Below are 25522 nucleotides of genomic sequence, written 5' to 3' on the forward strand. Positions count from 1 at the left end.
TCCGGAGTGACCGTGGTTGTCAAGGTCGGCGGCGCACGCGCCGTCGACCCCGAGGGCGCACTCGCCGACGTCGCCTCGCTCGTCGAGGACGGCGAGGACGTCGTTCTCACCCACGGCGGCTCAACTGCCGTCGACGAGACGCTCGAGGATCTCGGCAAGGAGCCAACCTACGTCGAAACGCCCGGCGGCGTCGTCGGGCGGTTCACCGACGAGGAGACGATGGACGTCTTCAAGATGGTGATGCCCGGCAAGCTCAACACCGATCTGGTGGAGAGCCTGCACAACGAGGGCGTCGACGCCGTCGGCCTCTCCGGCACGGACGGCAAGCTACTCGAAGGGAAACGGAAGTCCGCCGTCCGCGTCAAGGAGGACGGCAAGAAGAAGATCAAGCGCGGCGACCACTCGGGTAAGATCGAGTCCGTCAACGCGGACCTGCTCGAGACGACGCTTGCAGGCGGCTACACCCCCGTCGTCTCCGTCCCCATGCTGGGCAAGGAGAAGTCGGGTGGCTACACCGCGGTCAACGCCGACGCCGACCGCGCGGCCGCGGCGATCGCGGGCGCGCTCGAGGCAGACCTCGTCGTCCTCACGGACGTCTCGGGGATCTACGAGGATCCCGACGACGAGTCGACGAAGATCGACTCGGCCGCGACGCCCGAGGAGTTCGAGGCCGTCAAAGAGGCCGCTGAAGGCTTCATGACGAAGAAAGTCATGGCCGCCGAAGAAGCGCTCGAGGGCGGCGCCGCAAGCGTGACCGTCGCGACCGCGAACGCCGACGCACCGATCACGAGCGCGCTCGAGGGGGAGGGGACGACGCTCGAGTCCGGCGTGCTCGCGGACGAAGCGGACGAAGAAACCGCACAGGAGGCCGCAGAATGAGCGACCTCGATTTCGTCTCCGGCAGCAAACCCATCGGCCTCGAGCGCGGCGAGGGACCGTACCTCTACACCGCCGACGGCACGGAGTACCTCGACGCGGGCGCGAGCTTCGCCTGCACCCCGCTCGGCCACTGTCACCCGGCGGTCGTCGACGCAGTGCAAGAGCAGGTCGGCCAACTGACCTTCGTCGACTCCTCGTACCCCGTTGAGGCCCGCGAGAACGCCTACGCCTCGTTCGTCGCGTCGACGCCCGACGGCCTCGAGTCCGCCTGGTTCTGCAACTCCGGGACCGAGGCCAACGAGGCCGCGCTGAAGTTCGCCCGCTCGGCGACCGGCGAGTCGAAGATCGTCGCCGCGACCCGCTCGTTCCACGGGCGGACGATGGGCGCGCTCGCGGCCACCTGGAAGGACAAGTACAAGAAGCCCTACGAGCCCCTGGCCGGCGACGTGGAGTTCGTCCCCTACGGCGACGACGAGGTGCTCGCAGACGCAGTGGACGACGAGACCGCGGCGGTCATCCTCGAGCCGATCCAGGGCGAGGGCGGGATCAACGTCCCGCCGGAAGGCTATCTCGAGACGGCTCGCGAATGCACCGACGAAGCCGGCGCGGCGCTCGTCTTAGACGAGGTCCAGACCGGCATGGGCCGCACCGGTTCGATGTGGGCCTGCCAGAACGCGGGCGTCACGCCCGACATCCTCACGACCGCGAAGGGGCTGGGCAACGGCCTGCCCGTCGGCGCGGTCGCGGTGCGGGACTGGATCGCCGACGGCGCGGCCTCGCACAACTCGACGTTCAGCGGCGGCCCCGTCGTCGCCGCGGCGGTCGACGCGACCGTCTCGACGCTGGTCGAGGAGGAGTGGCCCGCCCACGCGGCCGAGATCGGCGACTACCTCGTCACCGAACTCGAGGCGGCGCTGGGCGACGACATCCGCGAGGTTCGTGGCGACGGGCTGCTCGTCGGCCTCGAGTTGAAACGGGGGGCGAACCGCGCCGCCCGCGACCTGGCGATGAACCATCAGATCCTGGCGCTACCGGCGGGTCGGACCGTGCTCCGACTGCTGCCGCCGCTCGTGATCGGGCAGGAGGAAGCGGACCAGCTCGTCGACGCACTGACGGCAGTCGTCGGCTCCGATTCGGAGGAGAACTAACCATGAGCGCAACGACGCACAATCAGGACGCGGCCGACGTTTCGCACGAGGTCGCACGACAGCTGTTGATCGATCTCGTCTCGATCCCGTCGCCGACGGGCGAGGAGCGCGACGCCGCCGAGCGGCTCGTCGCGTTCTTCGAGACCCACGGCCGCGACGCCTGGATCGACGAGGCCGGCAACGTCCGTGCGCCTGCGGACGACTCGGTCCTGCTCACCTCACACGTCGATACCGTCCCCGGCGAGATTCCGGTCGAAGTGCAGTCGGCCGACGAGGACGACGTCGAAGCCGATGTCGCCGAGGAGACCGGCGAGGACGTGCTCTGGGGACGGGGCAGCGTCGACGCGACCGGTCCGCTGGCCGCGATGGCCGCCGCGGCCGTCCGTACCGGCGTCTCCTTCGTCGGCGTCGTCGGCGAGGAGACCAACTCCCGCGGGGCGCGCCACCTCGTCGAGGATCGCGAGGAGCCCGATGCCATCATCAACGGCGAACCCAGCGGTACCACCGGAATCACGCTCGGCTATCGGGGCTTCCTCGCGGGAACCTACGTCGCGACCAGCGAATCCGGCCACACCTCGCGTCCCGAACCCAACGCCATCCAGCACGCCACCGAGTGGTGGACCAGCGTCGAGGACGCCTTCGAGAACGACGAGTACCAGCCCGTCTTCGAGCGCGTCACCGCCAAGCCCGTCGACATCGACGGCGGGATCAGCGACGACGGCCTCTCCGTCGAGACGACGCTCGACGTCCAACTGCGCATTCCCCCGTCGCTGGACGCCGAATCGGTCCGCGAAACCGCCGAAGCCGAACTCGAGATCGGCACCGTCTCGTGGGACGAGCCGATCCCGCCGGTGATGGAGAGCCCCCGGACGGAGGTCGCCCGCGCGTTCCGCGTGGCGATCCGGGAGGTCTGCGGCGAGACGCGGCTGGTTCGCAAGACCGGCACCAGCGACATGAACCTCTACGCCGGCGCGTGGGACTGCCCGATGGCCACCTACGGCCCCGGCAATTCCGACCTAGACCACGCGCCCGACGAGCGACTCTCGCTCGCGGAGTTCGACGAGTCGGTCGACGTCTTGGAGCGCGTCGCCGCGACGCTGGCCGGAGGTGACGACGAATGAGCGCCGAACCCAGGCACTTCCTCGAGATCGGCGACGTCTCCGAGGACGAACTGCTGACGATCCTCGAGCGCGCCGAGGAGTACAAGGCGGCCCAGCACGCCGGCGAGGACCACGAAGACCTCGACGGCCAGACGCTCGGGATGATCTTCCAGAAGCCCAGCACCCGCACCCGCGTCTCCTTCGAGACGGGGATGACCCAGCTGGGCGGCCACGCCGTCTTCCTCGGCGAAGACGACATCCAACTCGGCCGCGGGGAGCCGCTAAAGGACACCTCCCGTACGCTCTCGCGGTACGTCGACGCCGTGATGGCCCGCGTCTTCAAACACGAGAACATCGAGGTCTTCGCGGAGTACGCGGACGTGCCGGTCGTCAACGGCCTCACCGACGACGCCCACCCCTGCCAGACGCTCGCGGACCTGCTGACGATCCGCGAGCAGGAGGGCGGGTTCGAGGGCGTGTCGGCGGCCTGGATCGGCGACGGCAACAACGTCGCCCAGTCGTTCGTACTCGGCTGTGCGCTCACGGATATCGACCTCACCGTCGCCACGCCCGAGGGGTACGGCATCGACGACCGCGTCCTCGAGCGCGCCCGCGAACTGGGCGGCGATCCGACGGTAACCCACGATCCGGACGAGGCCGCCGCCGGCGCGGACGTCATCTACACCGACGTCTGGATCAGCATGGGCCAGGAGGACGAGCGCGACGTCCGCATGCAGGCCTTCGAGGGCTTTCAGGTCTGTGCGGACCTGCTCGAGCGCGCTCCCGAGGCCTCCGTGATGCACTGCCTGCCCGCCCACCGCGGCGAGGAGATCACCGACGACGTCATCGAGAGCGATCGCTCGGTCGTCTTCGATCAGGCCGAGAATCGCTTGCACGCACAGAAGGCACTGTTGAGCTGGCTGCTCGAGTGAGGACGCCCGCGCCCGCGCTCGACGATCGGTGCGATACCAGTTCGGTCGAAATCGCGCTATTTTTGCCGGAAATCCGTCGTTGACCGCCGATTCGGCGCGACGGTCTCGTAAACGATCTGTATCTATTATATGTAACTACAGAATATATTCTCGTATGTCATTTCGAGTGATACTCGCGGTCATCATCATGCTGCTCGGGCCGGCGGCGTTGGTCGCGCTTTACGCGATGTGACGCGGTTCGGGTGTTAATCCGACTCCGGTGGGGGAGGGTGAGGATCGCGGTCGGTGAACGCGACGTCGGACCGGCGAATCCACTCACTTTTTCTCCTCCGCCTCCCTTTCGACTGACAATGAGTCTCAGTCTCTCGGCCGAACAGCCGGAAACGCCCGACGCCGCCGACGACGGCGTCTGGCTCGAGTGCATCGAGTGCGGCGCAACCTTCGCCCCCTTCGAGGACGTCCGCTACACCTGCGACGAGTGCGACGGACTCCTCGAGGTCCGGTACGAGGACCTGCCGACGTTCGACGACTTCGAGGGCGAGGGCGTCTGGCGCTACTCGGACGCCCTGCCGCTCGAGGACGGCGTGACGGCCCAGGAGGGTGCCACGCCGCTGTACGAGGTGCCCCGGCTCGAGGACGAGATCGGCGTCGACGCCCTACGCATCAAGCACGAGGGGATGAATCCCACCGGCTCGTTCAAGGACCGCGGGATGACCGTCGGCGTCGCCGTGGCGAAGGAGCTGGGCGTCGACCGCCTGGCCTGCGCCTCCACTGGCAACACGAGCGCCGCGCTCGCAGCGTACGGCTCCCGCGGCGGGATGGAGACGCTCGTCCTGCTGCCGGCCGGCAAGGTCGCCGCCGGCAAGATCGCCCAGGCGAGCCTCCACGGCGCGCGCATCCTCGAGGTCGACGGCAACTTCGACGCCTGTCTCGACATCGTGCAGGAACTGGCTGAGGGCGGCGAAGCCTACCTCCTGAACTCGCTGAACCCCTTCCGCCTCGAGGGCCAGAAGACGATCGGCCTCGAGATCCTCGAGGGCTTCCGCGACGACTACGGCGCCTTCCCGGACCGGATCGTCCTCCCCGTCGGGAACGCGGGCAACACCTCGGCGCTCTACAAGGCGTTCCGCGAACTCGTGCAGGCGGGCGCGCTCGAGGAGTCGGAGGTGCCGAAACTCGTCGGCGTGCAAGCCGAGGGCGCGGCTCCGATGGTCGAGGCGATCGAGAACGGCGCAGACGAGGTCCGCCGCTGGGACGACGTGGAGACACGCGCGACGGCGATCCGGATCGGCAACCCCGTTAACGCGCCGAAGGCGCTGCCCGGCATCCGCGAGACCGGCGGCACCGCGATCTCGGTGACCGACGAGGAGATCACCGAGGCCCAGCGCGACCTCGCCGGCGAGGGGATCGGCGTCGAGCCGGCCTCCGCAGCCTCCGTTGCCGGACTCCGAAAGCTGCGCGCGGAGGGCATCGTCGACGACGACGAGCGCGTCGCCTGCCTGACGACCGGCCACCTGCTCAAGGACCCCGACGCGGCCGCGGCTGCGGGCAACGATCCCGAACCGGTGCCGGCCGATACGGACGGCGTGCTCGAGCACCTGCAAAGCGAGTAGCGGACCGTCGGCCGACGCGAGGCAGACGCGCGTCGGACGCGTCTGACGCCCGACTGACTGACACTTTTGCCATCCGATCGCATACCCTGTGCTGTCCATGTCCGCCGACCAGCGACCCTCTCAAACCCCCGAACCCCAGACCAATCGAGAGCAGACCGGCGCCGCGGCGACCGACGTCGAACTCGAGTTCCGCTCGTCCGCCGCGTCGACGGAAGCGCACTCGAATGCGTCGTCGACACCCGCAGCCGCGCCGGACTCGACGACCGCTCGGGAGCCGCCGCTCAGCCACCGCATCGAACGGACGGCGCTCCGGGCGCGAGTGACGGCCTTGGAACGCGCACTCGAGACGAGCGAGTCCCGACAGCAGGAGATCGTCACGCAGTACGAACGGGTGCTCGCGGAGCGGACGGACGAGACGCAGGACGGCTCGAGTACGGGATCGGCCGACGCGGACGACGGACTCCTGCGGCGACTGCTCGAGCGCTGGCGGTAGCGACCGCAAACGGCGGTCCCCCTGACGCCCCTCCGTTTTCGGTGCGATCCACGGACGACCGACACGACGTAACCGCAGCGAAAAACGAGCTACAGAATCAGTCCGAACTGCCGACTTCGGCCGTCGCGTCCGCCTCGGTATCGGCAGCGGTCTCGAGATCCGCATCGGCGGTCGCGACCGCACCTTCCTCCGCGCGAACCTCCTCGACGAACGCGAGGAAGTTATCGAAGACGAGTTTCGCAGGGCAAGCCTGCCGATAGTTCTCCTCGGTGATTTCGTCGAGGATCGACTCGAGGCGTTCGTCGGAGAGTTCCTTGCGGTGGACGAGTTCGCGGGCCGTCTTGGTATCGTACTCGGGGTGGAACTGGACGCCGAAAACGCGATCCTTCCGGAAGCCGTGGTTGGAGTACTCGTTCTCGGCGAGCGGTTCGGCACCGGGCGGGAGTTCTGATACTTCGTCGGAGTGGCTGGTGAAGGCGGTGAACTCCTCGGCGATGCCGTCGAAGAGTCGCGAGTCGCCGAGTTGCTCGATCTCGCTGTAGCCGACCTCGTAGGCGCCCATATCCTCGACCGTGCCGCCGAGGACGTGCGCGAGCAGTTGGTGGCCCCAACAGACGCCGAGGAAGGGGATGCCGCGATCGATTGCGTCGCCGACCCACTCCGCCGCGGTGGCGATCCACTCCTCGTCCCAGTAGACCGACGACCGCGACCCGGTGACGACGGCGCCGTCGAAGTCGAAGGTTTCGGGGACCTCTCCTGCGGTCACGTCGAACTCCGACAGCGACGCGTCGAGTTCGCGCCGGAAGTTCCGCGTCGTGTTCTCGTCCCGATGGGCGGCATTCAGGACGGCGATTCGAAGTTGCTTCATCGTCCCCTATTGGCGACTCGATAAAGAAAGGCCTTCTGCACATCGCTGTCATTGCCGCAATCACGGCCGAGACCGCGCATTCGTTTTCTACTGGTGCTCATTATCGATCATTGTCAACGCGGTAGTAGCAGCCGGTTTCATCGCGTCGGAACGGCTCGCCCGTGTCAAACCATCCGTCGGCGAACCGGCCGCGGTCCGCGGTATCGTCGGGTTTCTCGTTCGTTCGATCACCGGTTCCGAAACCTGCGTCGACGTCGTCATCGGTGTCGGCGTCGCCGACGTAGCCATCCGAAAGTATCGGTCCCGAAAGCGCGAGTTGGCCCGTTCCCGCACCCTCGAGCGGGTCGCCGTCGCTTCCGTCGGCGACCAACTTGACGCGGCAGTCGGGGACCGGTTTACCGAGACTATCAGCGTCGGTACCGGCAGATGCTGCTGTATCCGTTCCCGTCTGACTCAGGGCGATCGGACACTCGAGCCGGCCGTACGTCCGCGCGATCGGGATTTCGTGCGCGCGGTAGGGCTCGAGGACGTCTGCAGGGACGGACGCGTCGGGGAACGCGCGCTCGAGCGAGTCGGCAGCCTCGGGGAATTTGGACTCGGCCGCGAGGTCGCGAAACGCGGCCGTTCGACCCGCAAACAGAGTCGCCTCCTCGCTCTCGATGGCGGTCAGCGTATCGCCGGGGTCGAACGCCCGATCGAGTAGGAGCCGGCCGCCGGCGTACAGCGTCGGGAGGGCGACGCGAACGAGCCCGTCGTGGGCCGATAACGGCGAGACGAGCGGGACGGTGTCCCGGGGGGAGAGCCCCCACGTCACCAGCGTCGCGATGCAGTTCCACTCGAGGCTCCGCGCGGAGTACGCGGCTATCGGGCGGCCGCCGTCGCCGTGAAGGAGCAGCAGCGGTCGATCGGCGTCGGTCTGATCGTCGCCGACTCGAGGGTCGACCCCATCGGACGACGCGGTCCTGCTCGAGCGGTCGGCGTCGGTCTCGACGTCGGCTACGGCTAGTTCGGAGAGCGTCACCGTCCGATCGAACGGCATCGAGCGCACGAGATCACGCTGGGCGGACTCGGAAACGACGAGCGCCGGCTCGAGCACCTCGAACGGCCGCTCGACCGTCACGGGCGTCAAGCGGTGCGAGACGGGAGCGAACGTCGCGCCGAGTCGGTGGCAGGCAAAGAAGAGTGCGAGCGAGGCCACCCGATTGCGGGTGACGAGGCAGACGGTGTCGCCGGCGTCGATCCCAAGTTCGGCGAGGCGGTCGGCCGTCGCGTCGGCCAGCCTCGAGAGTTCGGCGTAGGAAACCCGGTCCTCGTGGATCGTCTCCGCGGGTGCGTAGAGTCGCTCCTCCGAGATGTCGACGACCGCCGTCCGATCGGGGAACCGATCCGCGCGCCGCGCCAGCGAGAGAGTCACGACCTCGGGTACCACGCTCGAGTCCGTAATACGGCGGGGGTCACTCGCAAGCACGGCTTCTTGGACCGCCTCTCAGCGATCGTCGTCCGCTTGTTCCTCGAGAAAGCCCAGAAGCCGATCGTTGACCGTCCGCGACCGCTCGATCATCGCGAGGTGGCCCGCGCCCTCGAGGGCGACGAACTCGCCCCGCGGAAGCCCGCGCGCGAGGTCCTGACCGGTCTCCCCGGGAACGAGCCCGTCGTCGGTCCCGTGGAAAACTCGCGTCGGCTGGGTCACCTCGACCAGCCAGTCGCTCGCGTCGAACCCCTCGAGCGCGGCGACCTGCGCGTCCCAGCCCTCGCGGTCGGCGTCGCCGTCCGCGCGCCAGTCGACGATACCGTCGACGACGTCCGGTTGCTCGGCGATAAACTCGTCGGAGAGCCCCGCCGCGAGCGACTCCCGCAGTGCGTCGGGGTCGTCCGGCGAAGCAAAGAGCGGCTCGAGATCGAATTCGGACCCCTCGGCCGCAGTGCCGATCAGTGAGAGCGTTTCGACGCGACTCGAGGTCCGGGCTGCGGCGAGGGCGACCGCGCCGCCGAGGCCGCAGCCGACGAGGTGCGCGTTCCGAATCTCGCACTCGGCGAGGACGGCTTCGAGGTCGCCCGCGAGCGTCTCGAGATCGTAGGGACCGGGTGGTGCGTCGGAGCGGCCGGTTCCGCGCAGATCCCAGACGACGGCCTCGTAGGGGCCGGCGACGGCGGCGTGTTGCCAGCCCCACGACCAGCCGCCGAGGCCGGCTTCGGGGACGAAGACGACGGGGGCGCCGTCGCCCTCGCGGTCGTAGTACAGCGAGACGGAGCCGTTCGTAGCGGTGGGCATACTCGAGGGGAGCGGGCGGAGGAAGGCGACGGTTTCGGTTCCGAGTGTGCGTCTACTCGAGCAATGGAAGCAGACGAATCAGCGTCTCGAGCGAACGACGGAAAATCGGAGAACGACGAACCGGTTAGGCGTCCAGTACCTGCCGCAGCACGTCCGGCGCGTCCTCGAGCGCCTCGTCTAGCTCGTCGACGTTGGGACCGCCGCCCTGCGCGAAGTCAGCCGGACCGCCCCCGCCGCCGCCGACCTTGGCGGCGAGTTCGCCGACGACTTCGCCGGCGTTGACGCCGACGCCGTCGGGCACCGAGACGACGAACTGGGCGCCGCTGGCACCGCTGCCGAGGACGGCGATCTTGCCCTCCTCGCTGATGGCGTTGGCCGTGGCGCGGAGTTCGTCCATGTCGGCGTCGAGGCGGTCGATCACGGCCGTCGCCTCGCCGACGTCGACCTCTTCGGCGTCGCCACCGCCGCCGGCGCGGGCCTCGGCGAGCTGTTCCTTGAGGTCCTCGATCTGCTTGCCGCGGTCCTTCCACTCCTCGAAGAACCGCTCGGCGGTCTCGGGGACCTCCTCGGGCGAGACGTCGAGGACGTCGGCGGCCGCGTAGAGGGCGTCCTCTTTTTGCTGGGTCGCCTCGAGGGCGGCCTCGCCGGCGGCGAAGGTGATGCGTTCGACGCCGTCCTGGACGCGCTCGGTGTTTAAGATCTTGATCGAGCCGATGTCGCCGGTGCGGGCGACGTGGGTGCCGCCGCAGGCCTGGACGTCCGTGTCGACGTGGATCAGGCGGATCTGTTCGCCCGGCGGGATGCCGCCCTGGTAGAGGTCGAAGCCGTGCTCGGACTCGGCGTCGTGGCGGTCGGGCCACTCCTGGGTGACCTGGGTGTTGTCCATCACGATGTCGTTGGCGACGCGCTCGATCTCCTTGACGTCCTCGCGGGAGATGCGGTCGTAGTGGCGCAGGTCGATGCGCGAAGAGTCGACGCCCTTCTGGGCGCCGGCCTGGCGGATGTGCTCGCCGAGCACTTTGCGGGCGGAGTGGATGACGATGTGGGTCGCCGTGTGGTGGCGCATCAACTGCCGGCGGCGGCCGCCGTCGACCTGGCCGTTGACGAACTCGCCCTTGCCGGGGTTCGCGTCGGTGCGGTGGAGGATGACGCCGTCCTCGATCTGAACGTCCTCGACCTCGACGGTCGTGTCGTCGGTCGAGAGCGTCCCGGTGTCGGCCGGCTGACCGCCGCCTTCGGGGTAGAACATCGTCTGGTCGAGCACGACGTCGTAGCCGTCCTCGCGTTCGAAGACGTCCAGCACGACGGCCTCGAACTGGGTGCGCTGCTGGTCGTCGTAGTAGAGCTTCTCCGTCTCGGGGAGGTCCGCGAAGCGCTCGTCGGACTCGCTCTCGGCGGCCGCCTCGACGCCCTCGGGGGTGTCGTGGCGCTGCGCGACGAGGCTGTAGAAGTCGTCGGGGACGTCGACCTCGGCGCCGGCGTCTTCGGCGATCTCGACGACCATGTCCGGCTGAATGCCGTGGGAGTCGTAGAGCTCGATCAGTTCCTCGGTCGGGATCGGCTCGCCCTTCTTGGCGTACTCCTCGGCGAGGGTCTCGACCCGGCGACCGCCGCGCTCGAGCGTCTCGCGATATTTCTCGACCTCGGTGCGGACGATGTCGCGGATCGTGTCGCGGTTCTCGTAGTCCAGGCGCTCGGCCTGCATGTCGACGAGTTCGTCCAGCGGCGCGTCGACGCCGGCGTTGTCACAGAGGCGCTTGGTACGTCGGAGGACCATCCGCGCGAGGTAGCCCGTCCCGACGTTCGAGGGGACGATGCCGTCCCCGAGCATGTACGCGAGGGTGCGGCAGTGGTCGGCGATGGCGTAGATGTCCTCGAGCGGCTCGACGAGATCCCGTAGTTCGTCGACGGAGACGCCGATTTCGGCCGCGATGTCGCCGCGGGCGGCCTCGACGTCGTCGACGTCGTCGATGTCCAGTTGGCCGGAGAGGCGGGCCGCGCGGGAGACGATCTCGCTTTCCTCGTCGGTGTAGGAGAGTCCGGCGTTGTCCTTGAGGAAGTCGATCATCTCGGGGTAGATCGCCTCGTAGACCGTCGGCGTGCCCTGGCTCATCCAGGTCCAGCGCTCGAGGCCGTAGCCCGTGTCGACGATGTACGTGTCCATGAACGAGTAGGTGTTCCCGTCCTTGAGTTCGTACTCGCCGTCGGGGTCCTGCTCCATGCACATGAAGACCAGCGTGGCGACCTCGAGGCCGCGGTAGATGACCTCGATGGCGGGTCCGGCGTTGCCGCCGCCGACCCACGGGTCCTCGATGTAGGTGACGTCGGTGATGTCCGCCCCGAGTTCCTCGAGCAGCCCGTCGCAGAGTTCGACGGTGTGGTCCTTCCAGTAGACTTCGCCCTCGTAGGCGTAGTCGGCCTCGGCGTCCTCGCGGCTGTTGAACGCGTGGTGGGCCATCATCTCGAAGGCCATCGTGTGCCGGCCGGTCTTGCCGACGTTGTCGATGTCCTGCATCCGGATGCAGGGCTGGGACACCGTCAGCGGGTTGGCCGGCGGCGGGGTCTCGCCCGACGTGACAAGCGGCTGGAAGTCGTAGATCGACGCCTGGGTCAACAGGACGTCGTCGCGCCAGCGGTTGGCCGCGACGGGGTAGGGATCGATTCGTTCGTGGCCGTGGTCCTCGAAGTACGAAAGGAAGGCCTCGCGCATCTCCTCGAGGGTGAACTCCTCCTCGAAGCCGGGCGAGCCGATAAACTCGTAGTCGGCGCAGGGCGGTTCCCCGCAGGTCTCCCGGCTCTCGTCGCGCGTCCAGAAGTGCGACCCGCACTCGGGACACTCCTTTCGCACGAACCCTTCCTCCTCGAAGTACTCGAGGCGGTACTCGTCCGCCAGTTCGCTCATTATACCTCTGTTGGCCAGCCAGCGCCTAAAACAGTTCCGCAACGTTCACGCCGAGAGAACGGCAGAGAGACGAGTCTCCGGTCTTCGCGGGCCAGTTCAGTGATACCGGAGTGGCTCACTGCCAGTTTACTCGCTTCTCATCCCACAGGAATCGGTCGGCGGCTACGACTCACGGTTCGATTCGGCCAGCAGAATCTTTAACTAGGTCTTCCGGACTGTATGTATAGACGACCGATTCGGTTCGTCGGTACGATACACGATGGCACACCCGTCACCCCGTCACCGATCGCGAACGATCCTCTACGCGGCCCCGACCGAGGACGCGGCCCGCGAGGGAGCCGCGGCACTCGAGCGCGCCGCGACGGCAGCGGATCCCGAGCGCGAGCCGACGGTCCACCCGCTCGAGTCGATCGATCGGCTCCGGGAACTGGCTCCCGACGCCGACTGCGTCGTCGTCCGCGAGCGCGACGCGAACGGGACGGAACCGCGGCTCAGCCGGAGCCTGCTGGAGATCGCCTCGGCCTGCGGCGCGACGCCGCTGGTACTGTTTACCGACGCGTCGTACGCCTCGTCAGTCACGCGCTCGGCCGAGGGCATCGACGGCTACGTCCGCCAAGGAACCGAGGACGCCGTCGTCCACCTCGCGGACGAGATCGACAGGGTCTGCCACAGCGAGTCGATCGACGACGAGCCCGAACCCGAGGCGGACGACGCGTCGTCGGCCGACGGCTACGACGACGACGCGGTCCAGGAATTACTCGAGGAGCACGGGCGGAATCGCGACGTCCTCGAGGCGGTCGACGAGGAACCACTCGCGACCGACGAAACCGGTAGCGACGACGAGTCCGGCGAGACCGACGCCTCGTCGGCGGATTCGGAACCCGAGCGAGAACCCGAGCGAGACGAGGGCGAAGACGACGAACCTGTCGATGAAGCGGCGGAAACGGATCGAGAGACGGAGACGAAAACGGAGTCCGAACCGGAACCGGAAGCGGCAACCGAATCGGACTCGAACGCTGCTCGGAAAGCGAAAGCAGGGACGGACCCGAATACGGAGCCGAACTCGGAACCTGAGACGGGTTCGGATGGGGAGCAGAAAGCGGAAGCCGAGACGGATCCGGGTCCGGATCCGGCGGCGAAGCCACGGACGAAGGCGGACCCGAACCAGAAAGCGCAGACGGACTCGCGGTCGACTCCGACCGGGAACGACGCAACGGAAACGGCGACAGCGATCCTCGAGACGGCCGCCACCCTCGTCACCTGTCACGATCGGGAACGGCTGTTCGAACTGCTCGTCGACGGCGCCGTCGAGATCCTCGGGTACGAGTACTGCTGGCTCTCGACGGTCCACTTCGGCGAGCTCGTCCCGCGAGCTACCGCGCCGGCGGTTCCCGCCGACCGCCTCGAGTCGACGCCGGTCGACGGACCGCTCGGGGAGGCGTTCCGAACGGGTGCGTCGACGCGGATCGACGAGCTCGACGGCCGCGCGGAGATCGAGCCGCCGTTCGCGGGCGTTCGCTCGCTGTGTAGCGTCCCCGTCAGCGACTTCGGCGTGCTCCGCGTGGCCGCCGCCGAGGCGAACGCTTTCGACGAGAACGACGTCGTCCTCCTCGAGCGGCTCTGCCGGACCGCTGCGGCGGTCCTCGAGCGCAACTGGCACGAGATGGGCGTCGTCAACGATCGCAACCGACTCGAGCGCGAAGTCGATCGCCTCGAGCGCGAACGCGACCAGTACGCCGCCGGCACGGAGCGGCTGGCGAACGAGCGCGATCGGCTCGCGGCCGAGCGGGATCAACTGCTCGCGCTCGTCGAGGACGTCAACAAGCCGACGCTGCGCTACGAAATCGTCGACGGCGAGCCGGTCATCCGGGACGTCAACGCCGCCGTCAAGACGGTCTTCGGCGACGACCCGGCGGCGCTCGACGGCACGCCCGTCGACGAGTACGTCGTCCCGCAGGGCCTCGAGGAGCGCGCGGCGACGCTCACCGAGGCGCTGCAGGCGGACGAGCAGCGCCAACTGCTGGACCGCCGCGAGACCGTCGACGGCGTGCGGGATTTCATGCTGACCGTCGTCCCCCTCGAGCGGGCGGCCGCCGCCGACGGGGCCGCTCGCGACGGGTCGGACCACGCGGGACTGCTCGTCTACGAGGACATCACCGAGGACAAGCGCCGCGAACTCGAGCTCGCGGCCGCCACGGAACGGCTCGAGCGCGTCGCGAGCCTGCTCGACGAGGACGTCGAGAACCCGCTGCAGGTCGCACACAGCTACCTCGAGCTCGCCGCCAAGAGCGGGAAGAACGAGCACTTCGACGCGATCGCGGACGCTCACGGGAAACTCGACGACCGGCTCGCGGCCATCGAGGACGTCGCAACGTGGGACGACGCCGCCGACACCGAGCCCGTCGCCCTCCACGACGTCGCCAGACACGCCTGGACCGGTATCGAGACCGGCGAGGCGCGGCTGGTGACCGAGGACGACCTCATCCTCGAGGCGAACAGGGACCGCCTGCACGAACTGTTCGAGTTCGTGGTCCGGTCCGCGCTCGAGATCGATTCGGACGGCGACGACGCCGCCGCACCCGTAACCGTCACCGTCGGCGCGACCGACGACGGGTTCTACGTCGCCGGCGACAGGCCGGCAGCTAGCGGGACCGACGACGGCCGGCAGGAGGCGCCGACCCCCGGTCGGTTGACCGCCTCGGACGGCGCCGGGCTCCAACTCGAGTTGGTCGAGCAGGTCGCCGACGAGCACGGCTGGGACGTCGGGGTCGCCGAGGACGAGGACGGGACGGCCTTCGCGTTCCGCGGCGTCGACGCGATCAGCGTGAACCGGGACCGGGTCTGAACGAAACTGGCGGCGGCGTCCGCTCGAGCGTCCCGGGACCGCAACATCCTATTCACCGAGATAAAATCCGCAGTTCGAGTAGCGCCGCCGCAGTCACGCGGCGCCGACAACGACCGATCGCAAGACGTCGAAAGAATCGAATGCGAACTCGTCCGCCGGTAGCCGCCTACGCCTGCTCCTCGAGCGCCAGCGACGCCAGCATCGCCTCGAGTTGCAGGCGCTCGTTCGCGCCCTCCGTAATGCGATAGTCGACCTCGCCGAGTCGCTCGAGCAGTCGGACCGTCGCCTGCTCGGGGATGTCGAACTCCCACGCGGAGCGGTGGAGCTGGTCGATGACGTCGCCGCCGGCGAGGCCGCGGTCGGTCAGCAAGTCCTCGAGGGCCGCGCGAGCGGCGGTGAAGTCGCCGTCGATGGCGTGGCCGACCATCTCCTCGACTTCCTCGGGGCGGGCCGTCGCGGTGATCGCGAAGACGGTCTCCTCGTCGACAGTCTCGCCCATCACCGCGGCGGCCTGCAGGGCGTTGATCGCCTTGCGCATGTCGCCGTCCGCGGCGTAGACGAGGGCGTCGACGCCGTCGTCGGTGACTTCGATGTCCTGATCGGCTGCGATTTCGCGGACCTGCGCCTCGATGGCGTTGTCCGTCAGTTCGGTAAACCGGAAGACTGCACAGCGAGACTGGATCGGGTCGATGATCTGGCTCGAGTAGTTACACGAGAGGATGAAGCGGGTGTTGTTGGAGAACTGCTCCATCGTCCGGCGCAGCGCGGACTGGGCGTCGGAGGTCAGGGCGTCAGCCTCGTCCAAGAAGATGATGCGGTGGTCGTAGCCGCCGAAGGAGGAGCGCGCGAAGTCCTTGATCCGGTCGCGGACGACGTCGATTCCGCGCTGGTCGGAGGCGTTCAACTCGAGGAAGTTCTCCCGCCAGTCGTCGTCGTAGATCTCGCGGGCGATGGCCTGCGCGGCGGTCGTTTTGCCGGTGCCGGCCGGCCCTGCGAACATGAGGTGGGGGAGGTCGTCCTGCTCGACGTAGTTTTTGAGCCGCGGGATGATGTCCTCGTGGCCCTTGATCTCGTCGAGCCGCTCCGGACGGTACTTCTCGATCCAGACTTCGGTCTTTCCGGGTGTTGGCTCCGCCGCCTCGGCGTCGGGGTCGGCGTCGGCCTCGGCCTCGCTCATACCGGTCCAAGGGAGCCACCGGAAATAAATCGACCGAAGGTGGTCGTCGAGGTCGTCGTCGTCCCCGTCGTCGGTCCGGCTCGGACCACCCGTTTCGAGTCGTTTCGCGCTCGGTAACCCCCTGTCGCCTTTTTGCCGCTGCTCGACGAACGTCGGTATATGGTGAGTGGAATGACACGAACGCAACTGCGAACGAGCCTGTTCGCCGTACTAATCGCCCTCGTGGTGTGCGTCGGGCTGGTGCCGGGGGCAGTCGCCGCACAGACGCAGGTACAGGACGCCCAGACCGGCGGTACGGTCGTCGTCGAGGAGGGCGAAACGGTCGACAACCTCGAGGCGTTCGCGGGGACCGTCGTCGTCGACGGCACCGTGACGGGGGACGTGGAAGCCGTCGCGGGCAGTATCCGCATCAACGGCGACGTCGGCGGGAACGTCGAGGCGACCGGCGGCAGCGTCACCATCGCGGGTACCGTCGACGGAAGCGTCGAGGCGGCGACCGGGAGCCTCGAGATCGCCGAGGGCGCGACGATCGGCGGCGATCTCTCGGGCGGCGCCGGCAGCGTCGCGATCGACGGGACGATCGACGGCAGCGCGGAACTCGGCGCCGACACGATCCGACTCGGCGACGAAGCCGCGATCGGGGGCGACCTGCGCTACGGCGGCGACCTCGAGGGCAACACCGACGCGGTCGCGGGGACGATCGAGCAGGACTCGTCGCTGGGAACGGGCGGCGACTTCGCGCCCTCGATCCCGTTCGGTTCGTGGCTGGTCGCGGGCTACACGCTCGCGCTGAATCTGGTGCTCGGCGCCGTGCTGCTCGGCCTGTTCCCGCGGTTCTCCGACGGCGTCGCGGATCGGGTCGGACGGACGCCGTTGCGCTCGGGGCTCGTCGGCCTCGGCGTCTTGGTCGGCTTCCCGGTCCTCCTGATCGCGCTCGCGATCACGATCGTCGGCATCCCGCTGTCGATCGTCGGCGCGTTCGCGTTCGCCTTCGTCCTCTGGATCGGCGTCGTCTACGGCTGGTTCGCCGTCGCCGCGCAGGCACTCTCGGCGGCCGACGTCGAGAACCGGTGGCTCGCGCTCGTCGTCGGCCTGCTCGTCGGCACGCTCATCTCCCAGATTCCCTACGTCGGCGGGCTAATCAGCCTGCTCGTCTTCCTGCTCGGGCTGGGTGCGTTCGCCTACGGGCTGTACAGCCACCGGAAAGCGGTCGGCGGGGGGCGCCAGGAACCCCAGCGCGGGGTTCCGGAGGGACCGGCGGCGGACTGAGCGGCGACCGAACGACGCGCTCAAGGCCGCCCGCTCGTAAGGCCGAGTATGCACGTCACCGTCGACGTCAAGGGCGAGGGCACCCACGAATTCGACCTCGAGGCGCTCGAGTCCGCCGGGGAGCCGGACGGGGACAGCGGGCCGACGTACGCCGATCTGCTCCGGGAAGTCGGCCTGAGCCCCCACGAAGTGAGCGTCCTCGTCGACGGGCGACCGGTGCCCGAGGACCAGCCGGTCGAGAGCGATTACGTGACGGTGTTGCGGTTGATCAAGGGCGGATAAGGGAAAGGGCGATCACGCCAGCGACGCGACGGCTTCGATCTCGAGGGCCGCACCTTTCGGCACGCGGCCGACTTCGACGGCGCTGCGGGCCGGCGGCTCGTCGTCGAAGTACGCCGCGTAGGCCTCGTTCATCGCGTCGAAATCGTCGATGTCATCGAGGTAGATGGTGACTTTACAGACGTCCGCGAGCGTCGCGTCTTCCGCCGCGAGGATCGCGTCGACGTTCTCGAGACACTGCCGGGTCTGCTCGGCGACCGGTGCGTCCTCGAGCAACTCGCCGTTCGGCGTCAGCGGGAGCTGACCGGCGGTAAACAGGAGGTTGCCGGCGACGGTCGCCTGACTGTACGCGCCGACGGCCGCGGGCGCATCGTCGGTACTGATAACGCGTGGCATGGGACACGCCTCGAGGCGGACCGCCGTAACGTTCGATCTGTGCTAATTGGGACGCTTAAGTCGGTGGGAACGACGAACTGCGACGGGTCGAAACGAGCGAGCGCGGGCTTTTGAACGGGTCGATCACCTGCGATCAAGATACTTGGAGACCGTTCTGGATGTCCGTGGTATGTCGGACCACCTCAAAGATGTCGATCCGGCGGTCGCGGACGCCGTCGCCGGCGAGCGCGAGCGCCAGGAGTCGACGCTCGGCATGATCGCCTCGGAGAACCACGCTTCGGAAGCCGTCCTGGCCGCCCAGGGAACCGCACTGACGAACAAGTACGCCGAGGGGTACCCCGGCGCGCGCTACTACGGCGGCTGCGAGCACGTCGACGAGATCGAACGGCTCGCGATCGAGCGCGCGAAGTCGCTGTGGGGCGCCGATCACGTCAACGTCCAGCCCCACTCGGGCACCCAGGCGAACATGGGCGTCTACTTCGCCGCCTTGGAGCCCGGCGAGACGATCCTGTCGCTCGACCTCACCCACGGCGGCCACCTCAGCCACGGCCACCACGTCAACTTCTCGGGGCAGCTCTACGAGGTCGAACAGTACGAGGTCGACCCCGAGACGGGCTACATCGACTACGACAAACTGGCCGAGCAGGCCCGCGAGGTCGACCCCGCGATGATCGTCAGCGGCTCCTCGGCCTACCCCCGCGAGTTCGACTGGGAGCGCGTCGGCGAGATCGCCGAATCGGTCGACGCGTACCACCTCGCCGACATCGCCCACATCACGGGACTCGTGGCGGCGGACGTCCACTCGAGTCCCGTCGACCACGCGGACTTCGTCACCGGCAGCACGCACAAGACGATCCGCGCGGGTCGCGGCGGGATCATCATGTGCGACGAGGAGCACGCCGACGACGTCGACAGCGCGGTCTTCCCCGGGAGTCAGGGCGGGCCGCTCATGCACAACATCGCGGGCAAGGCCGTCGGGTTCGGGGAGGCGTCGACGCCCGCCTTCGAGGAGTACGCCGAGCGAACCGTCGAGAACGCGGCCGTACTCGCGGACGTTTTCCGCGACCGCGGCCTGTCGCTGGTCTCCGGCGGCACCGACAAACACCTCGTACTCGTCGACCTGCGCGACTCGCATCCCGATCTCACCGGGAAGGACGCCGAGGAAGCGCTCGCCGAGGTCGGCGTCGTCGTCAACAAGAACACCGTCCCCGGGGAGACCAGATCCCCGTTCGTCACCAGCGGCGTCCGGATCGGCACGCCCGCGCTGACGACCCGCGGGTTCGGCCCCGAGGAGATCGAACGGGTCGGCCGCTGCATCGCCGACGTGATCGACGCGCCCGACGACGACGCGACGCTCGAGCGCGTCTCGGAGACGGTCGACGAGCTCTGCGAGCAGTTCCCCGTGTACGGGTAGTCGTCGCCTCCATTTTTAGATCGTCTCACGGCTCGAGCGGAACGTCCCAAGAGCCGACCGGACTGGCTCACCGCGTTGTAACTCGCGATTCGAGACCGCGCTGCTCGAGAGTGCTCGTTCGAGAGCGACGAAAACGGGGACCGGAAACGAAAACGGACTGGCCGCCGGGTACCGGTTAGCGGGTCAGTCGTCCTCGGGCATCGCCTGGCCGGTCGGGGCTTCGGACCGATCCTCCTCGCGGAGGAACAGCGCCCGGCGGCTACCGAAGACCGAGATCATGACGCCGACCGCGACGAGCGTGATGACCGCGAAGGGGCCGCCGGCGATGATCGCCGCCTGCTGGAGCGCCGTGGTGCCGCCGGCGACCATCAGCAGCGAGGCCAGCGCGCCCATGAGGGCGCCCCAGATGACGCGGTTGATCGTCGAGGGCTTGCGTTTCCCGCCGGTGGTGAGCATCCCCAGCGCGAGCGTCGAGGAGTCGGCCGACGTCACGAAGAACGTCGTCACCAGCACCAGGAAGAGGACGGTGAGCAACTCGCCGGCCGGCAGCGCCTCGAACAGCGGGTAGCCGGCGACGGCCTCGTTGAACCCCCAGGCCTCGAGCGTGCCGAGGATTTCCGCCTGGCCGCTCGACTCGAGGAAGATGGACGTCCCGCCCATCGTCGCGAACCAGGGGATGGTGACGGCCGTCGAGGCGACGACGCCGGTCGCGGCGACCTGTCGGACCGTCCGGCCCCGCGAGATCCGGGCGATGAAGAGGCCGACGAACGGCGCCCACGAGAACCACCAGGCCCAGTAGAAGACGGTCCAGGCGCCGACGAAGCCGGAGTCGGCCCCCTGGCCGCCGGTTTCGGACGCGCCCATGAAGAGGCTCATCGACACGAACTCGTTGATGTACGCGCCCAGCGCCTGGGTCCCGACGGTCATGATGTACACCGACGGGCCGAGCACGAACGCCGCGACCGTCAGGAGGCCGAACAGCCCCATGTTGAAGTACGATACCCGCCGGATCCCCTTCTCGACGCCGAGCGCGACCGAGATCGTGAAGGCGACGGTCAGCCCCGTGATCACGAGCACGGTCCCCGCGTCGCCGAACGAGACGCCGCCGGCGTACTCGAGCCCGACGAGGAACTGGTTCCCGACCAGCCCGAGCGTCGTCGCGATGCCGCCGATGGTCGCGAAGACGGCGAGGATGTCGACGAGCTTCGCCCAGGGCCCCTCGAGGTTGTCGAGGCCGACGATCGGCGCGATGATCGTCGAGATGCGCATCGGCGCGCCCTTCCGGTAGGCGAAGTACGCGATCGGAATACCGATGATCACGTACGCCGACCAGGCCGAGAGCCCCCAGTGGAAGAACGTGTACTGGAGGGCGCTGACGGCGGCGCCCGTCGTTTCGGCCTCGACCCCGGAGAACGGGGACGGCGTCGAGTAGTGGAAGATCGCTTCGGCCGGCCCCCAGAAGACGATGCCCGCGGCGATCCCCGCCGAGTACAGCATGGCGAAGTACGCCAGAAAGCTGAACTCGGGGTCCTCGTCGGGGTCGCCCAGTTTGATGTTCCCCCACGGCCCGAAGATGAGGAACAGAACGAAGGCCACGAGGGCGAACATCGAAACGAGGTACGCCCAGCCGAAGCTCGTCCACAGGAACTCGTTGGTCCCCTCCATGAGCTCGAGCGTCCGCTCCTCTCGAAGGAGGAACGCGACGACGATCGACGCGGCGACGACGAAGCCGACGCCGAAGACGACGGGATCGAGTTCGGCGACGAACGTTCGCAGCGCCCCGTCGTCGTCGCTCGCCCCGTCGCGGTCGGCGGTACTCATCGCGGCTCACCCCCCGACGGTTCCCAGCGAGCCCTCAATCGGTCGTTCGATCCGTACGCGGTCTCGAGCGAACCGGCGGTCGCACTGCCGGTCCGAAGCGGCACGCGGTCGGTGCCCTGTCCCTCCATGGTATCATACACCGTGCGTATTGATACCAACCCGTCAAATCAAGGTTCATCTTCATAACCGGAGCCGTTTTTGTACCCTGCCCGAACACGTCACCCTCGAGTTACGGTTCGGTGGTGATACTCGTATTGAATTGATAGAAAAGTGGTCACGCGTTGACCCGCCTGACCTCGTACCCGTGATCGCGGATCGAGCGGACGATCGCTCGCGACTGGCCCGCGCCGCTCGTCTCGACCTGGAAGACGAGGTGGGCCTCGCCGACGTCCAGTTCGGGCGCCGAGCGGTCGTGCCGGACGGTCCGGATGTTGGCGCCGTGGTCGGCGATGAGCCCCGAGACCTCCTCCATCTTTCCGGGCCGGTCGTCGATCCGGACGCGCAGCTTGAGCAGTTGCTCGCGGTCGGTCAGCGCGTGGACGAGCACCGTCTGCAGCATCGTCATGTCGAGGTTGCCCCCGCTCAGGAGGGGCATCACCGTCTCGCCGCGCACGTCGAGTTCGTCGCTGACGATCGCCGCGACCGACGCCGCGCCGGCCCCTTCGACCACCTGCTTGGCCCGCTCGAGCAACAGCAACACCGCGCGGGCGATCTCGCCGTCGGTGACGGTGACCACCTCGTCGACGTGCTCCTCGATCAGCGAGAGTGTTAACTCCGAGATGCCGCCGGTCGCGATGCCGTCGGCGATCGTGTCCACCGAGTCGAGCGAGACCGCCGCGCCCTTCCGGAGGCTCTCGGAGACGGTCGACGCGCCGGCCGCCTGCACGCCGACGATGCGCGTCTCCGGCGAGCGCTCGGCGAAGGCCGTCGCGATCCCCGAGATCAGCCCGCCGCCGCCGATCGGGACGACGACGGTGTCGACGTCGGGGAGGTCGTCGTACATCTCGAGGCCGAGGGTTCCCTGGCCGGCGACGATCGCGGGGTCGTCGTAGGCGTGGACGAACTCGGTCGCGTCGTCGTCGACGAGCCCTTTCGCGTGGGCCATCGCGTCCCGGAAGTCGCTGCCGACGAGTTCGACGTCGGCGCCGTAGCTCCGGGTGGCGTCGACCTTCGCCTGGGGCGCGCCGCGGGGCATGACGATCGTGGAGTCGACGCCGAGCTTCGTCGCCGCGAGCGCGACGCCCTGGGCGTGGTTGCCGGCGCTGGCCGCGACGACCCGGTCCACGCCGACGTCGGCGACGCACTGCGCGATCTTGTTGTACGCGCCGCGGGTCTTGAACGAGCCCGTCCACTGGAGGTGCTCCATCTTGAGGTGGACCTCGGCGCCGGTCATGTCGTCGAGGGACGTGCTCCGCTCGACCGGCGTGCGCTTGACGACCGACTCGTCGTCGAGCCGGTCTCGAGCCGCCTCGACGTCGGCGATCTCGACGGTCTCGTACGCTCCGTTCATGGTTCAGCGGAGCATCTTCTCGCGGTCGGGATCGAACAGCGGCTCGTCCCGGACCGTCCCGGCGTACCGGTCGTTCTCGTAGCTGATCTCGACGTCCCGGCCCGCCTCGGCGGCCGCCGCCGGCAGGTAGGCGTAGGCGATCCCGGCGTCGATCGAGTAGCCGTAGTCCGCCCGGGTGACGTAGCCGAGCGCGTCGTCGCCGTCGGGCTCGAGCACCGGGTAGCCAGTATCGACGACCGCGCCCGGCTCGTCGAGCGTGATCGGGACGAGCTTGCGGTCGATCCCGTTCTCTCGAGCCTCCACGAGCGCGTCCTTCCCGATGAAGTCCGTCTCGAGGTCGACCGCGAAGCCGATCCCGGCCTCGTAGGGGTCGTACTCGGGCGTGACGTCGGTCCCCCACAGCCGGAATCCCTTCTCCATGCTCGTCGAATCGAGGGCCGCCCAGCCCATCGGGACGATGCCGTACTCGTCGCCGGCGTCCTCGATCAGCTCCCAGAGCCGCGCGCCGTACTCCATCGGCGCGTACAGCTCCCAGCCCAGTTCCCCGGCGTAGGAGAGCCGGAGCATCGTGACCGGGACGCTCTCGAGGTAGGTCTCCTGAGCGGTGTAGAACGGGAACGCGTCGTTCGAGAGGTCCGCCTCAACGAGCGACGAGAGGACCGCGCGGGAGTCGGGCCCGAAGACGCCGATCCCGCACATGTCGGAGTCGCGGGTCCGCACCGACACCGAGCCGTCGTCGGGCGCGTGCTCGCGGAGCCACCGCGAGTGTAGCGTCGCGGAGTTCCCGCCGCCCGTGAACACCGTGTAGCGGTCCTCGGCGAGCCGCGCGACCGTCACGTCCGCGAGGATGCCCCCGTCCTCGTTGCACATCGCCGCGTAGCGGATCCGGCCCGGCGAGACGTCGACGTCGTTCGTCAGGAGCCGCTGGAGGAACGCCGTCGCGCCGTCGCCGGTCACCTCGATGCCGGTGTAGGTGGTCATGTCGACCATCGCGACGCGGTCGCGGACCGCCCGGTGCTCGACGCCCTGGGCCTTCGACCAGCCGCGGTCGAGCCAGTCCGGCCGGTCGGGAACGTCGTACTCCTCGAGCAGGGCCTCGTTGGTCTCGTACCACTGCGGGGTCTCCCAGCCGCCCGAATCGTAGAACTCCGCACCGAGTTCCTCCTGCCGACGGTAGAACGGACTCCGGCGGAGCCCGCGCTGGTCCTGAGGCTGCTCGCGCGGGTGGATCAGCTGGTAGACTTCCTGGTACTGTTGGGCGCCCCGGCCCCGCGTGTACTCCCGCGAGCCCGCGTGGGGCTGGAACCGCGAGATGTGCGCGCCCGTGGCGTCGACGCGCTCGCCGTCGAGGCGGGGCACGCCGTCTTCCATCCAGTGAGCGACGATGCTCCCGGCGCCGCCCGACTGGGTGACCCAGATCGCGAGCGCCCACCAGAGCCCGTCGATCTCCTCCGTCGGCCCGAGGATCGGCATCCCGTCGGGGGTGAAACAGAACATCCCGTTGATCGCGGACTCGAACTCGGCGTCCCGCAGGGAGGGGACGAGCTCGCAGGCCGCGTCGTAGGCCGCCTGGTCGTGATCGGGGTGGGTGTTCTCGTAGAAGTGCTCGGACGTGAACTCCCGCAGCGAGGGGTACTCCAGGCCCAGGTCCTCGAGCTTCTCGGGCCCGTAGATGTCTTCGGGATCGACCAGCAGCGACTCGTGGTTGTACGAGCCGATGCCGTAGCGCTCGCCGTGCTGGCGGAAGTACAGCGACCGGTCCTGGTGGCGGAGCAGCGGCTGCTCGATCTCGCGGTCCGCGCCGGCCAGTTCCGGGAGTTCGTCCGAGACCAGGTACTGGTGGGCGCAGGGGACTAAGGGGATGTCGACGCCGACCATGTCGCCGAACAGCGGCCCCCAGATGTTCGTCGCGACCAGCACCTCGTCGGCGTCGATGGTTCCGCGGTCGGTGACGACCGTCTGAATTTCGCCGTCCTCGACCTCGAGGTCCGTGACGGTCGTATCGCCGTAGAACTCGGCGCCGGCCGACCGGGCCTGCTCGGCCATCGCCGCGGAGGCGTCGACGGCGTGGGCCTTGCCGTCCGTCGGAACGTAGTAGCCCCCGCGGATGACCTCGGGGTCGATCTGCGGGACGCGGTCGGCGACCGCGTCGGGCGAGAGCAGTTCGCCGCCCTCGATCCCGTAGGACTGCCCTCGTTCGCGCTTTCGCTTGAGGAAGTCCCAGCGGTCCTCGGTGTACGCCACCTCGATCCCGCCGCAGGTCCGGAAGCCGTCCAGGTCCTCGTACAGCCGGCGCGTGTACGACGCCATCCGGGTCATCAGCTTGTTTCCGCCCGTCTGGAAGACCAGCCCCGGCGCGTGCGAGGTGGAGCCGCCGGTCTCGAACAGCGGCCCCTGATCGACGACGACGACGTCTTCGCGCCCGAGGCGGGTGAGGTGGTAGGCGGCGCTGCAGCCGACGCAGCCCGCGCCGACGACGACGGTTCCCGCGCTGTCGGGAAGCGTGTTCCCTGTACTCATATGTCACAGGCAGTGCCACGGGACCGAGCATAGCTATCCGGGTGGATAACCTGTGGCGTATAACAGTCGCGGGAGTGGGGCCGC

Annotated in this window: 19 protein-coding genes; 10 read left to right on the forward strand and 9 right to left on the reverse strand. The window is 68.4% G+C overall.

Translation table 11 applies throughout. From position 1 onward, the window contains the following. The first annotated feature begins 6 nt into the window (after positions 1-6). The 6 genes from HALXA_RS03405 (at position 7) to HALXA_RS20935 (ending at position 6165) form a co-directional block, all read left to right on the forward strand. The gene (locus HALXA_RS03405; RefSeq protein WP_013878909.1) at positions 7-879 is read left to right on the forward strand and encodes an acetylglutamate/acetylaminoadipate kinase; all 873 of its coding nucleotides are present in this window, start codon (positions 7-9) and stop codon (positions 877-879) included. After that, the gene (locus HALXA_RS03410) at positions 876-2027 is read left to right on the forward strand and encodes an aspartate aminotransferase family protein (RefSeq protein WP_013878910.1); all 1152 of its coding nucleotides are present in this window, start codon (positions 876-878) and stop codon (positions 2025-2027) included. The genes HALXA_RS03405 and HALXA_RS03410 overlap by 4 nt, the downstream gene beginning before the upstream one ends. Before the next feature lie 2 nt (positions 2028-2029). Further along, positions 2030-3148, forward strand: coding sequence for a [LysW]-lysine hydrolase (locus HALXA_RS03415; RefSeq protein WP_013878911.1), 1119 nt, complete (start codon positions 2030-2032; stop codon positions 3146-3148). After that, a complete protein-coding gene (gene argF / locus HALXA_RS03420) occupies positions 3145-4059 on the forward strand; it encodes an ornithine carbamoyltransferase (protein ID WP_013878912.1) in 915 nt (304 codons plus the stop codon). Before HALXA_RS03415 ends, argF begins: the two co-directional genes overlap by 4 nt. A 350-nt stretch (positions 4060-4409) precedes the next feature. Further along, on the forward strand, positions 4410-5672 hold the full coding sequence (thrC, locus tag HALXA_RS03425; protein WP_013878913.1) for a threonine synthase: 1263 nt from the start codon (positions 4410-4412) through the stop codon (positions 5670-5672). 97 nt (positions 5673-5769) lie between these two features. Continuing rightward, positions 5770-6165, forward strand: a complete 396-nt coding sequence (locus tag HALXA_RS20935) for a hypothetical protein (protein WP_013878914.1) — start codon at positions 5770-5772, stop codon at positions 6163-6165. Positions 6166-6262: 97 nt separating this feature from the next. Here HALXA_RS20935 and HALXA_RS03435 read toward each other — a convergent pair whose 3' ends face one another. From HALXA_RS03435 to alaS, 4 genes are all read right to left on the reverse strand, one after another. Continuing rightward, positions 6263-7033: a type 1 glutamine amidotransferase gene (locus tag HALXA_RS03435; RefSeq protein WP_013878915.1), complete on the reverse strand. Its 771-nt coding sequence runs from the start codon at positions 7031-7033 to the stop codon at positions 6263-6265. Positions 7034-7133: 100 nt separating this feature from the next. Continuing rightward, positions 7134-8462, reverse strand: coding sequence for a class I adenylate-forming enzyme family protein (locus HALXA_RS03440; protein WP_245550072.1), 1329 nt, complete (start codon positions 8460-8462; stop codon positions 7134-7136). A 57-nt stretch (positions 8463-8519) separates the two neighbouring features. Further along, positions 8520-9305: an alpha/beta fold hydrolase gene (locus HALXA_RS03445; protein WP_013878917.1), complete on the reverse strand. Its 786-nt coding sequence runs from the start codon at positions 9303-9305 to the stop codon at positions 8520-8522. A 124-nt stretch (positions 9306-9429) separates the two neighbouring features. Then, positions 9430-12207, reverse strand: coding sequence for an alanine--tRNA ligase (alaS, locus tag HALXA_RS03450; RefSeq protein WP_013878918.1), 2778 nt, complete (start codon positions 12205-12207; stop codon positions 9430-9432). Positions 12208-12466: 259 nt separating this feature from the next. Between alaS and HALXA_RS03455 the strand changes: the two genes are divergently transcribed. Further along, complete coding sequence (locus HALXA_RS03455; protein WP_013878919.1) at positions 12467-15052, forward strand: GAF domain-containing protein; 2586 nt, start codon at positions 12467-12469, stop codon at positions 15050-15052. A gap of 166 nt (positions 15053-15218) precedes the next feature. Here HALXA_RS03455 and HALXA_RS03460 read toward each other — a convergent pair whose 3' ends face one another. Beyond that, the gene (locus tag HALXA_RS03460; protein ID WP_013878920.1) at positions 15219-16229 is read right to left on the reverse strand and encodes a replication factor C small subunit; all 1011 of its coding nucleotides are present in this window, start codon (positions 16227-16229) and stop codon (positions 15219-15221) included. A gap of 171 nt (positions 16230-16400) precedes the next feature. Here HALXA_RS03460 and HALXA_RS03465 point away from each other — a divergent pair, with 171 nt between their 5' ends. Together HALXA_RS03465 and samp2 are read left to right on the forward strand one after the other, a co-directional pair. Beyond that, positions 16401-17498 (forward strand): bactofilin family protein, encoded by a 1098-nt coding sequence (locus HALXA_RS03465; RefSeq protein WP_049895119.1) that lies wholly within the window; start codon positions 16401-16403, stop codon positions 17496-17498. Positions 17499-17546: 48 nt separating this feature from the next. Continuing rightward, entirely contained in the window at positions 17547-17780 is a 234-nt protein-coding gene (gene samp2 / locus HALXA_RS03470; protein WP_013878922.1) for a ubiquitin-like small modifier protein SAMP2, read from the forward strand. 12 nt (positions 17781-17792) lie between these two features. On the opposite strand, the gene HALXA_RS03475 is transcribed toward samp2, so the two are convergent. Then, positions 17793-18173: a Rid family detoxifying hydrolase gene (locus tag HALXA_RS03475; protein ID WP_013878923.1), complete on the reverse strand. Its 381-nt coding sequence runs from the start codon at positions 18171-18173 to the stop codon at positions 17793-17795. Positions 18174-18342: 169 nt separating this feature from the next. Between HALXA_RS03475 and HALXA_RS03480 the strand changes: the two genes are divergently transcribed. Beyond that, positions 18343-19587 carry a serine hydroxymethyltransferase gene (locus tag HALXA_RS03480; protein WP_013878924.1) on the forward strand — a complete coding sequence of 415 codons (1245 nt, stop codon included), beginning with the start codon at positions 18343-18345 and terminating at the stop codon, positions 19585-19587. Between the two features lie 183 nt (positions 19588-19770). Here HALXA_RS03480 and HALXA_RS03485 read toward each other — a convergent pair whose 3' ends face one another. The 3 genes from HALXA_RS03485 to HALXA_RS03495 all read right to left on the reverse strand — a co-directional run bounded on the left by HALXA_RS03485 (position 19771) and on the right by HALXA_RS03495 (position 25438). Beyond that, a complete protein-coding gene (locus HALXA_RS03485; protein WP_013878925.1) occupies positions 19771-21408 on the reverse strand; it encodes a BCCT family transporter in 1638 nt (545 codons plus the stop codon). 274 nt (positions 21409-21682) lie between these two features. Further along, entirely contained in the window at positions 21683-22918 is a 1236-nt protein-coding gene (ilvA, locus tag HALXA_RS03490) for a threonine ammonia-lyase (protein WP_013878926.1), read from the reverse strand. A gap of 3 nt (positions 22919-22921) precedes the next feature. Beyond that, the gene (locus HALXA_RS03495; protein ID WP_013878927.1) at positions 22922-25438 is read right to left on the reverse strand and encodes a GcvT family protein; all 2517 of its coding nucleotides are present in this window, start codon (positions 25436-25438) and stop codon (positions 22922-22924) included. Positions 25439-25522: the final 84 nt, after the last annotated feature.

It is taken from the genome of Halopiger xanaduensis SH-6 (assembly GCF_000217715.1).
Lineage (GTDB): Archaea > Halobacteriota > Halobacteria > Halobacteriales > Natrialbaceae > Halopiger > Halopiger xanaduensis.